This is a genomic window from Gilliamella sp. A7 (genome assembly GCF_002142015.1).
In the GTDB taxonomy this organism is placed as follows: Bacteria; Pseudomonadota; Gammaproteobacteria; order Enterobacterales; family Orbaceae; genus Gilliamella; species Gilliamella apis_A.
Window position 1 is genome coordinate 1 of the sequence record NZ_NASN01000067.1, and the last position, 10916, is coordinate 10916.

Genomic DNA, 10916 nt, shown 5'->3' on the forward strand with positions numbered 1-10916 from the left:
GTTAAATAATATATTTATATATAGTTATATTTTTTTCTTATAACAAAGTTAATAGTTGATATTAGTTATTCAAAAAATTTTGAGGAGTGCACTTTTTTAAACGAAAAAGTTATGAAATAAGGGCTCTCATAATTGATATTTTTCTATCAAAGTAAACAAATAAATCTATATAACTTGACTTTATTCTACGTTAAAATAGTATCTTTATTGTTATGACATATTAAGGAATCAACCTAATGACAACTGAATTAACCACACTTGATAAGATTAAAAAGCAAATCGATGAAAATCCGATTATTCTTTATATGAAAGGGTCACCCAAATTACCAAGTTGTGGATTTTCAGCTCAAGCGGTACAAGTATTATCACAATGTGGTGTACCTTTTGCCTATGTGGATATTTTACAAAATCCCGATATTCGAGCTGAATTACCAAAATATGCTAATTGGCCAACTTTCCCGCAACTTTGGGTTGAAGGTGAATTAGTCGGTGGTTGTGACATTATGTTAGAAATGTTTCAGACTGGTGAATTGCAGACCTTGATCAAACAGACTGCTGAAAAACATAAACCATAATTGTTTATTTTGTATGTAAAAAAGAGAGTTCGCAACTCTCTTTTTTATTTATAATTTTGACTTTGCCATTTAATCTAATGGCTGCTCAGTGTCTGCTTTAGCTTGCTGCTCGTTATGCGGTAATGGCCAACCGCCAAGTCGTTTAAAGCGATTAACAATTTCACAAAATAAAATGGCTGTTTTTTCGGTATCATATAAGGCACTATGGGCTTGTTTATGATCGAATGGCATTTCAGCTGCTTCACACGCTTTTGCAAGGACAGTCTGACCAAACACTAATCCACTAAGCGAAGCCGTGTCAAAGGTAGCAAAAGGATGAAAAGGATTGCGTTTGATGCCTGCTCGTTCAGATGCAGCCATTAAAAAACTATGGTCGAAATGAGCATTATGAGCAACAATAACTGCTCGGGTACAGTCATTGGCCTTAATACCATTTCTTACAAGTTTAAATATCGCTTCTAATGCGATTTTTTCATCAACTGCATCACGTAACGGATTATCAGGATCAATACCATTAAATGCTAAAGCTGTCGGTTCTAAAATTGCATTTTCAAATGGTTTTACATTGAATTGTAGCGTTTCATCTGGTGCTAAAAAGCCCTCTTCATCCATTTTCAATGTAATAGCTGCAATTTCTAAAATTGCATTTTGATTAGGATCAAAGCCTGATGTTTCAATATCAATTACAACAGGATAGAAACCACGAAAGCGTTCACATAATTTAGCGTTTGGCACAATACATTGTCTTATTTTGGCAAAAATTATTGGCTATTATGCCAGTTTTTGCTTATTTCGACTAGATTAACCGTAATTTTTAACTGTTTACTTAGATTAAACGTTGAATTATAAGAAACTTAAAGTGTTTTGGATGAAAGTTTTGCCTAGATTGCTTATGTTATTTTTTATTTATGAGTATTTTATTGTCTTGCTAAAGGGTTTAAATAACAATCAATTCATACATTAGAACTATTAATATTTTTATAAAATTTAGTAAATTTAGAATTTAGTTATATATTGTTTTTTTATACGGAATAATTATTGCGATTAATTTGAATATAATGATTAAACTTATCTAAAATTGACAAGAAATCTCAATCTGTTATCTGACTCATTTATCTATTTATCACTCTTTATATTTAACTATAAATAGTGGGTATTATCTAGATTGATTTAATCACTTAAATAGCCTTAACGCTTTAGGCCTTCAGTAAAATAAATGCAGTTCATACAGCGGTGGCATGAGGGAATTCTGCTTGTTTTTCAATAATAAATTAACCTATGGTTTTTATTGTTTAGTAAATCCTTTATATCAATGTCTGTTTAATATAAATTTCAATAGTTAAATCGGAATCTATTTTCGATAATATACGTGAGATATTTTAATAAAACGACTATAATTAGTGAGTTGACAGTTGGTTTTATTGAAAATTCAATTAATTTAAATATTTGTATTGGGCTGTGTTTCCTATGCATAGAAAAGATTAAGTTTAAAAAGTGAGGTTGTTTTGCATCAATTTGAACTTCAACAAATCATTAATAATGAATTACAAGTGACAAAATATCGTGACTATGCGCCGAATGGATTACAGGTTCAAGGACGTTCAGAAGTTAAAAAAATTGTGACTGGGGTTACCGCTTGCCAATTATTGTTAGATAAAGCAGTGGAGCTTAATGCTGATGCAGTATTGGTTCATCATGGTTATTTTTGGAAGAATGAACCACAAACTATTACCGGAATTAAATATCATCGTATGAAAACATTACTCAAACATGATATTAATTTATATAGCTATCATCTGCCATTAGATGGTCATCCTATTTTAGGTAATAATGTATTGCTAGGGCAAATGTTGGATATAACAGTTGATATGCGTGAGGACATAACCGATCTTTTATTCACAGGCACTTTAAACAATCCACTTACCACGCTAGAGTTTAAACAGAAACTTGAACAGAAATTACATAATGGCCAACGTTCAGTGCTGTTTTGTGGTGATAGTGCGCCTACAGTAATTAATCGAGTAGCATGGTGTAGTGGTGGTGGTCAAGATTTTATTGAATTAGCAGCTCAGCAAGGCGTTGATGCCTTTTTTACTGGTGAAGTATCGGAACGTACTATTCATATCGCTCGAGAATATGGTATAAATTTTTATGCCGCCGGCCATCATGCAACTGAGCGTTGTGGTATAAAAAAATTAGGTGAATGGTTATCTAATCACTATGAGTTAGAAACTATTTTTGTCGATATTGATAATCCTGCATAACAAATGTTGAATTTAAATAAGAAATATCGCATACTTATTCGCAGTTTTTTTAATCTTTAAGTTGTTTTAACATCAAAAATATGAGAGGTCGCTTTATGTTTACAGGAAGTCTGGTCGCACTTGTTACTCCAATGGATACGAAAGGAAATGTCGACCATGTAAGCTTAAAAAAATTGGTCGAATATCATATTAAAAATGGCACTTCTGCTATTGTATCAGTAGGAACTACTGGTGAATCAGCAACTCTTGATCATAATGAACATATTGATGTCATCAAGCGCACTATTGATTATGCTGATGGGCGAATTGATATTATTGCCGGTACTGGTTCAAATGCTACTAAAGAAGCAATTGAATTAACTCGTCAAGTTGAAAATATTGGTGTGGTAGGTTGTTTAACTGTGGCACCTTATTACAATAAACCAACCCAAGAAGGTCTATACCAACATTTTAAAGCTATCGCAGAAAATACTGAATTACCGCAGATCCTTTATAATGTACCTGGCCGAACTTGTAGTGATATTAAGCCAGAAACAGTAGGTCGATTAGCAAAAATTAAGAATATTGTGGCATTGAAGGATGCAACAGGTGATCTTTCTCGTGTATATAAAACTCGTAAATTAGTTGGTGATGAATTTAAGTTATTAAGCGGTGATGATGCGACATTCTTAGACTTCATAATTTTAGGAGGTAATGGTGTTATTTCAGTTACTGCTAATGTGGCTGCTAAACAAGTAGCAACGGTTTATGAGTTGGCAATTAATAATCAAATTCAACAGGCTCGAGCTTTAAATGATACTTTAATGGCGTTACATACAAATTTATTTATTGAACCTAATCCGACTCCTGCAAAATGGGCTTGTACCAGATTAGGTTTAATGGCAAATGGAACAATTCGTTTACCATTACTACCATTAAGTGATGCTTCTATTCCGGTAGTTGAGCAAGCATTGAAAGATGCTAATTTACTGTAATATTGACTATAACTCTTAATTTATAAGCAGGAATTTATGTTGAATAAAACTGTATTAAAATGCAATGCCTTTAAAAAAACAACGATTTTATCTGCAGTTGCGTCTATATTTCTTGTGAGCTGTAGTAGTGATCAAAATTATAAACGAGAGATTGATGGTAGTGAAGATTATCTTAATTCACCTGCTTTAAAAGCGTTAGTTATTCCTGAAGGTGTTTCAGTACCGGTAGAAGTAGGTGATTTTTATATAGATGGTAGCAATATTGAAGGAGCATTAGGTAAAAAACTTGATATTCGTCCACCAACAGTACCGATTGTTACTGTTGATGAAGCTTTTGTTATTTATAATGATGGTATGGTGACGTTTAATACCCCAATTAGCAGTGGTGTCTGGAATCGTATCCCCAACACATTGGCTAAACAAAATATTCCAATCGTTGCAAGTGACAATAATACGATTAAAACAGGTAATGCTGTTATTTCTCGAGGGGATGAAAAACGAGCGGTTGAAGCATCATATATTTTTAAGCGTCAAATATTGGATGAAACAGAAACAATTACCATTGTGTTACATACATTAACACGAGATGGCAGTGACCTTATGTCACAACCTATTGAAGTTCAACGTTATACTGTTGGATTATCTAATCAAATAATGGATGATGTTGCTCCTGAATCGCTACGAACTGTACCTATTAAAGAAAAAACAGATGAAGATAAAAAAGATGATAAAGAATCAGATCCAAATAAAGCGCTGAAAGAAGATCTTAAAGAGGATATCCGCGATAGCATCAGAAATGATCGTTAATTTAACGTTCCGATAATTTATCATTTAAAAGAGTTAAAACAGCACAAAGCCTATTTTAACCCAATAGTAGAGTGACTTTTGATTACTTTTATTGATACTATAATGAAGATTATACAATAAAGTAACAATACTGGATTTGAAATTAAGGGGCGAATAGCTCCTTAATTATTTATTGGCAATTTGATATAAGGTTATAAACATGAAGAAGTTGGCTGAGCTTTATCGTGGTAAAGCAAAAACTGTTTACACCACTGACAATCCTGATCTACTGATCCTTGAATTCCGTAATGATACATCGGCCTTTGATGGACTGCGCATTGAGCAGTTAGATCGTAAAGGAATGGTAAATAATAAATTTAACTATTTTATTATGACAAAGTTACGTGAAGCAGGTATTCCAACTCAGGTTGAAGACCTTTTATCAGACAATGAAGTGTTAGTTAAGAAACTTGACATGGTGCCAGTTGAATGTGTGGTGCGTAACCGTGCTGCTGGTTCATTAGTTAAGCGTTTAGGTGTCGAAGAGGGGAAAGTCCTTAATCCATCTACATTTGAACTATTCTTAAAAAATGATGCACTACATGACCCAATGGTTAATGAGTCACATTGTAAATCATTTGGCTGGGCAACTGACGAACAGTTAGCTACCATGAAGGAACTTAGCTTTAAAATCAACACTGTTTTAACCGAGTTGTTCGATAAAGCGGGCTTAATTCTAGTTGATTACAAGTTAGAGTTTGGTTTATTTAAGGGTGAAATTACTTTAGGTGATGAGTTCTCCCCTGACGGTTGTCGTTTATGGGAAAAAGAAACCTTGAAAAAAATGGATAAGGATCGCTTCCGTCAAGGCCTTGGCGGCGTCATTGAGGCTTATGAAGAGGTTGCCAAACGTATTGGTGTTCCACTTTAATGTTTGCCCAATTTGATATCTCTTTTTTTCTTTTATTAGGTTTAGCTGCACTGTGTTATGTTACGCATAATAACACAGTGACCTTTGCGGTATTGCTGTTGTTGTTATTTAAATTAACACCCCTTGCAAGCTATTTTCCGTTCTTAAATCAATACGGCTTGACAATTGGTATTGTTATCTTAACCGCAGCAATGATGGTTCCCTTGGCTGATGGTTCATTAAAAATCAGCGAAATTTTAAAATCATTCACCACTTGGCAATCAATTTTAGCCATTTTAGTTGGTATTTTGGTGTCATGGTTAGGTACTCGAGGGATATCATTAATTGGCGCTCATCCTACTATTGTTAATGGTTTAATTATTGGTACTTTGATTGGGGTTGCTTTCTTCAAGGGTGTGCCGGTTGGACCATTAATTGCAGCTGGTATATTGTCACTATTAATTGGAAGAAGTTAATTGATGATTAATCCTACTAGCACCAGAAAATTATGGGTGTTACAAGGTTCTCGTGCCCAATTACTTAATAAAATTAACATTATAATTTATCAGTTTCCAGGTGATTGGATCACGGTTACTACGCAAACTGATTTACCAGATGCTATTGACCATTATATTAATCCAAATAAAGCTAAATCTTTACTTGGACAAGAGTTTAAGCATGCTATTTTTGATGCCACTGACGGTTTTAATCTTGATGCTTTTGCTATGTTAGTGGGTACCTTGATTAAAAATAGTGTCCTTATTTTACTTTTACCTGAAAGTTATTCTAATTGGCTTGATCAAGATAGTTTACGTTGGAATGAATCAACCACTCCAATTATGGTGCCTAATTTTATTCGTCATTTACAGCAAACATTGCTGGAATTTGCACATATTGATATGCCAATTATTCAATCTTTGGATAATCAAGATAGTGATGTAACTCAACAGCAAATAGTGTTAACACAATTATTGCAAAGTGATAGTTCACTAAATATATTAATTGCTAAACGAGGCCGAGGTAAATCAGCATTGGCAGGACTGTTTACTCATCATCGAAGATGTTGGGTAACTGCACCCAATAAAAATGCATTAGTTACTTTTTTCCAGTTTGCTAAGGCTGATATATCGTTCTATGCACCTGATCAATTAACGGTCATGAATGATTATCAATTTCCTGATTGGTTGATTATTGATGAAGCTGCCATGATACCATTACCAATGCTGGAAAAAATGTTGCAATTAGCATTATCTAAACAAAGCAAAATTTTACTAACCACCACCGTGGAAGGTTATGAAGGTACTGGGCAAGGTTTTTTACTAAAGTTATTGAAAAAACAATTCACTAGGCGATTTTATTTAGATAAACCAATCCGTTGGCAAGATAACGATGATTTAGAACGGTTAACTGATAAGTTGTTACTCAATGGCGTATCAAATAACGATATAAAATCGCAAATTGATGAACATGCAATTAGTTATTCTATCACTGAAAGGCATGATATTGACGCACTAAAATCAGTTTTTTATTTATTGAAAATGGCGCATTATCAAACAACATTGGTTGATTTAAGAAGATTATTTGATGCAGAAAATTTATCGGTATGGCAAGTCAACTGTACCGAACAACTTGTTGCAGCAGCAGTAACGATTAATGAAGGTAATTTACCAAATGAGCTAATTGATGATGTATGGCGAGGTACGCGCCGACCTAAAGGTAATTTAGTTGCGCAATCACTGGTAGCTCATGCCGGTGATAAACTGGCAGCTAAACTTAAGTCGGTTAGAATTAACCGTATTGCGGTTATTGAACCTTATCGTCGTCAAAAGATAGCTAAACATTTAGTACAACGTATTTATCAACATGCAACGATAAATGATAATGATTTTATTTCGGTTAGTTTTGCTTATAGTGAAGCAAATTATCAATTTTGGCTTGCTTGTGGATTTGAATTGGTACACATTGCGAGCCATAAACAAACGAATTCAGGTAGTTATTCTATGATGGCAATAAAGCCAATTTCTCAGCAAGGTCATTTATTAACACAACGTTTAGTACAGAGTTTACAACGCAATGCCTATTGGCTTGCGGCGATTATCGATTTACCGTTTAATCAATTGTTAACAATCAATGATCAGCAAAATTTATCTTTAGATGATTATCAAGTTTTACACGGATTTTGTGATTATCATCGACCGTTTGAAGCTTGTTATGCTTCATTGTGTCGTTTGGCTAATACAAAAGTTAACCATAGTAAAACACCAATGCCATTACTTAAAGCATTAGTGCTAAACAAGATTAGTGAATCAGAATTAATAAAACAATATCAATTAACCGGACGTAATCAATTAATTAAATCTATTAAACATGAAGTTAAATCTTGGTTTAAAAATAACCAATCTGATTGTATGTAATCTAATTAATTTAATACTAAAAAGTATAAAGTGTATTGCGGTTGAATTTAATCTACGTTTAAAATGTCGCTAAATTAAAGTAAAAGGAATAAATTGTGACAACACCTATGTTAGAACAGCCATCGCATCATCAATATTCAGATCCTAACCAAAATCGGAACCCCAAAAGCGGCATTGAATATTTTCTTGAAGGATGGGCATTAGCATTTAGCCCTGGCCTAAAAAGGTTTGTTTTCTTACCGTTACTTGCTAATATCATTATTATGTCAGCACTTTTTTACTGGTTCTTTGTCTCAATTACCGGCATGGTAGACTGGGGCTTATCGTTTTTACCAAGTTGGTTACATTGGTTAGGTTATATTATCAGTTTTATTGTGATTTTAACCTTGGCGATCTTATTTTGTTATTTTTTTAGTACTATCACTAATATTATTGCTGCCCCTTTCAATGGATTGCTAGCTGAGCAGGTTGAAGCTCAATTAACCGGAATTCCGGCACCAGATACTTCATGGATCAGTTTGATTAAAGATCTGCCACGAATTTTAAAACGGGAATTACAAAAGTTAGCTAATTATTTGTTATGGGCGATTCCCATTTTACTTAGCTACTTTATTCCTGTCATAGGTCAATCGGTTACGCCAATAGTTTGGTTTTTATTTACTGCTTGGCAAATCAATATTCAATATGCTGATTATGCATTTGATAATCATAAAGTATCTTATGCACGTATGTGCCAATTATTAAAGCAACATAAAGCAGATAATTTATTATTTGGTATTTTGATTAGCTTTTTTACTATGGTGCCATTATTAAATTTAATTATTATGCCAATTGCGGTTTGTGGTGCGACAGCAATGTGGGTAGATCGTTACCGTCATCAAGCTCTATTTACTAGTCAAAGTCATGATTTTCGGTAATAGATAAATTATTTCTGCTTTGGTTGAGATGGCCAGTCATCATCTTCATCATTATTATAAGGGATAGGTTTTATCCCATTCTTTTTTTCTAAATAGTGTTTATAGCTTAGCTTATTTAGTGCTTTAATGGTATTAATAAAAATTCCAATCAACACGATAATAATTAGCCACCAATAATCTTTAAGCCACTCCATTGCTATCCCCTTTGCGTTATAGGTTTGCTGCTAATTGGTTGATATGCGTGTTTGGTCATTATGGTTCACGTAACACGCAAATATCAATTAACTGAGTAAATATTTAAGCAAGTAACAATTGTTCTAAAATATTGATATAAATAGCTTGTAATGTAATGATATCTTGGCAATTAACATTTTCATTTACTTTATGAATGGTTTCGTTTATTACTCCAAATTCAATGACTTGACATCCCAATTTAGCGATAAAACGGCCATCAGAAGTACCGCCACTGGTTGATAATTTGGTATCAATCTGTATAAATTTTTTGATGGCACTTGCTGTAGCGTTGGTTAGTTCACCTTGGGGGGTTAAGAACGGTTGTCCTGATAATCGCCAGTTCAAGGTATAATTTAAGTTGTGTTTTTGTAAAATAGCCTCGACTTTTGACTTAATCATTTCATCGGTCAACTCACTACTATAACGGAAGTTAAATTGAATGGATAACTCACCAGGCACAACATTTTCAGCACCAGTTCCGCCATTAATGTTAGCTACTTGCATTGTGGTCTGTGGGAAATATTGATTACCATTATCCCATACTGTTGTGACTAATTCATTTAGTGCTGGTGCAAATCGATGCACAGGATTATCTGCAAGGTGAGGATAAGCAACATGGCCTTGAATACCATGCACGACTAAATTTGCCGTTAAAGAGCCTCGTCGACCATTTTTAATTTGATCACCGAACACACTATCACTTGATGGTTCACCGACAATACAATAGTCAATATGTTCTTGGCGTTTTATTAATAAATCAACGACTTTAACAGTACCATCGCAGGCATCAGCTTCTTCGTCTGAAGTAATTAAGAAGGCGACTCGTCCAGCATGATCAGGGTATTTTATGACAAATGATTCAGCCGCACAAACCATAGCTGCCACACCACTTTTCATATCTGCTGCTCCACGACCATACAGTATGCCATTTTCATCAATAATTGGTTTAAATGGCGAGGAGTTCCATTTACTTTCATCACCAGCTGGTACAACATCAGTGTGGCCAGCAAACATTAGGGTTTTTCCTGAGGAGTTACCATGATAAGCCCATAAGTTTTTAGTGTTGCCGATATTGACTTCTTCAATAACAAAACCGAGTGGTTTTAAGCGATCGATAATCATCTGTTGGCAATTTTTGTCATCAGGACTTATTGATTTTTCAGCAATCAATGCTTTAGTTAGGGCAATAACGGGTTCTGTCATGGTATTCTCGATCTTATTGTTGAGGTTTAACAAATTGTGAATAGCCTTCTTCAGAAAAGCCTAATAATGCTCGTTTACCATCAATAAGTAATGGGCGTTTCAAAATAGATGGGTTGTCTAGCATGATTTTAATTGCAGCATCTTGATTATCAATTTGATTGCGCAGTGCTTCATCCAGTTTACGCCAAGTTGTACCACGAGTATTTAATAAACTTTGCCAATCAACTAATTTTAATAAATCGTTTAATAATTCCGCAGATAAACCATCACTTTTATAATTATGAAATTGATAATTAATTTGATGTTCATCAAGCCAAGTAAACGCTTTTTTCATGGTATTACAATTTTTAATGCCATAAATAATATACATAGCTATATTCCCAAATTAGAAATAGAAAAAATTGATTATAGCAGTTAATCGCAAAAGACAGCAAATAAGAGAGACGAGGGTTTAATTTAAAAACAGCTAATTTTTTAATTAAAAAAGTTGAGGAAAGGGGTTTTTATGGATTAATAATTGCCGATTTTTTTGGAAAATTTTTATAGAAAGTATAAAACCATAGTTACTAAAAACTTAATTTATATATTTTATCAACGTTTTGTGGAACAGAGTTTTTCTAAAAATTATCAGTATTTAAC

12 protein-coding genes are annotated in these 10916 nt (G+C 33.6%); 8 read left to right on the forward strand and 4 right to left on the reverse strand.

The window, feature by feature from the left end:
• Positions 1-236 precede the first annotated feature (236 nt).
• The gene (locus B6D18_RS11435) at positions 237-575 is read left to right on the forward strand and encodes a Grx4 family monothiol glutaredoxin (protein WP_086364562.1); all 339 of its coding nucleotides are present in this window, start codon (positions 237-239) and stop codon (positions 573-575) included.
• 69 nt (positions 576-644) lie between these two features.
• Here B6D18_RS11435 and rnt read toward each other — a convergent pair whose 3' ends face one another.
• Positions 645-1310, reverse strand: a complete 666-nt coding sequence (rnt, locus tag B6D18_RS11440; protein WP_216818963.1) for a ribonuclease T — start codon at positions 1308-1310, stop codon at positions 645-647.
• Between the two features lie 770 nt (positions 1311-2080).
• On the opposite strand from rnt, the gene B6D18_RS11445 reads away from it, so the two are divergent.
• From B6D18_RS11445 to cysZ, 7 genes are all read left to right on the forward strand, one after another.
• A complete protein-coding gene (locus B6D18_RS11445; protein WP_086364564.1) occupies positions 2081-2839 on the forward strand; it encodes a Nif3-like dinuclear metal center hexameric protein in 759 nt (252 codons plus the stop codon).
• Between the two features lie 95 nt (positions 2840-2934).
• Positions 2935-3813, forward strand: coding sequence for a 4-hydroxy-tetrahydrodipicolinate synthase (dapA, locus tag B6D18_RS11450; RefSeq protein ID WP_086364565.1), 879 nt, complete (start codon positions 2935-2937; stop codon positions 3811-3813).
• A 36-nt stretch (positions 3814-3849) separates the two neighbouring features.
• Complete coding sequence (gene bamC, locus B6D18_RS11455) at positions 3850-4620, forward strand: outer membrane protein assembly factor BamC (RefSeq protein WP_086364566.1); 771 nt, start codon at positions 3850-3852, stop codon at positions 4618-4620.
• Positions 4621-4819: 199 nt separating this feature from the next.
• The gene (gene purC, locus B6D18_RS11460; protein WP_086364567.1) at positions 4820-5530 is read left to right on the forward strand and encodes a phosphoribosylaminoimidazolesuccinocarboxamide synthase; all 711 of its coding nucleotides are present in this window, start codon (positions 4820-4822) and stop codon (positions 5528-5530) included.
• Complete coding sequence (locus B6D18_RS11465; RefSeq protein ID WP_086364568.1) at positions 5530-5985, forward strand: DUF441 domain-containing protein; 456 nt, start codon at positions 5530-5532, stop codon at positions 5983-5985. The genes purC and B6D18_RS11465 overlap by 1 nt, the downstream gene beginning before the upstream one ends.
• Before the next feature lie 3 nt (positions 5986-5988).
• Positions 5989-7923 (forward strand): tRNA-binding protein, encoded by a 1935-nt coding sequence (locus B6D18_RS11470; RefSeq protein WP_086364569.1) that lies wholly within the window; start codon positions 5989-5991, stop codon positions 7921-7923.
• A gap of 107 nt (positions 7924-8030) precedes the next feature.
• A complete protein-coding gene (gene cysZ / locus B6D18_RS11475) occupies positions 8031-8840 on the forward strand; it encodes a sulfate transporter CysZ (protein ID WP_086364573.1) in 810 nt (269 codons plus the stop codon).
• Between the two features lie 8 nt (positions 8841-8848).
• On the opposite strand, the gene B6D18_RS11480 is transcribed toward cysZ, so the two are convergent.
• From B6D18_RS11480 to B6D18_RS11490, 3 genes are all read right to left on the reverse strand, one after another.
• Entirely contained in the window at positions 8849-9034 is a 186-nt protein-coding gene (locus B6D18_RS11480; protein ID WP_086364570.1) for a YpfN family protein, read from the reverse strand.
• Positions 9035-9137: 103 nt separating this feature from the next.
• Positions 9138-10277, reverse strand: coding sequence for a succinyl-diaminopimelate desuccinylase (gene dapE, locus B6D18_RS11485; RefSeq protein ID WP_086364571.1), 1140 nt, complete (start codon positions 10275-10277; stop codon positions 9138-9140).
• A gap of 13 nt (positions 10278-10290) precedes the next feature.
• A complete protein-coding gene (locus B6D18_RS11490; protein ID WP_086364572.1) occupies positions 10291-10647 on the reverse strand; it encodes an ArsC family reductase in 357 nt (118 codons plus the stop codon).
• Between the last annotated feature and the right edge of the window lie 269 nt (positions 10648-10916).

What these genes read in the sequence shown, in the direction of transcription:
- purC (WP_086364567.1), top strand. Translation starts at nt 4,820, where the DNA reads ATGAAGAAGTTGGCTGAGCTTTATCGTGGTAAAGCAAAAACTGTTTAC.
- B6D18_RS11480 (WP_086364570.1), bottom strand. Translation starts at nt 9,034, where the DNA reads ATGGAGTGGCTTAAAGATTATTGGTGGCTAATTATTATCGTGTTGATT.
- dapE (WP_086364571.1), bottom strand. Translation starts at nt 10,277, where the DNA reads ATGACAGAACCCGTTATTGCCCTAACTAAAGCATTGATTGCTGAAAAA.
- B6D18_RS11470 (WP_086364569.1), top strand. Translation starts at nt 5,989, where the DNA reads ATGATTAATCCTACTAGCACCAGAAAATTATGGGTGTTACAAGGTTCT.
- B6D18_RS11490 (WP_086364572.1), bottom strand. Translation starts at nt 10,647, where the DNA reads ATGTATATTATTTATGGCATTAAAAATTGTAATACCATGAAAAAAGCG.
- dapA (WP_086364565.1), top strand. Translation starts at nt 2,935, where the DNA reads ATGTTTACAGGAAGTCTGGTCGCACTTGTTACTCCAATGGATACGAAA.
- bamC (WP_086364566.1), top strand. Translation starts at nt 3,850, where the DNA reads ATGTTGAATAAAACTGTATTAAAATGCAATGCCTTTAAAAAAACAACG.
- B6D18_RS11435 (WP_086364562.1), top strand. Translation starts at nt 237, where the DNA reads ATGACAACTGAATTAACCACACTTGATAAGATTAAAAAGCAAATCGAT.
- cysZ (WP_086364573.1), top strand. Translation starts at nt 8,031, where the DNA reads ATGTTAGAACAGCCATCGCATCATCAATATTCAGATCCTAACCAAAAT.
- B6D18_RS11465 (WP_086364568.1), top strand. Translation starts at nt 5,530, where the DNA reads ATGTTTGCCCAATTTGATATCTCTTTTTTTCTTTTATTAGGTTTAGCT.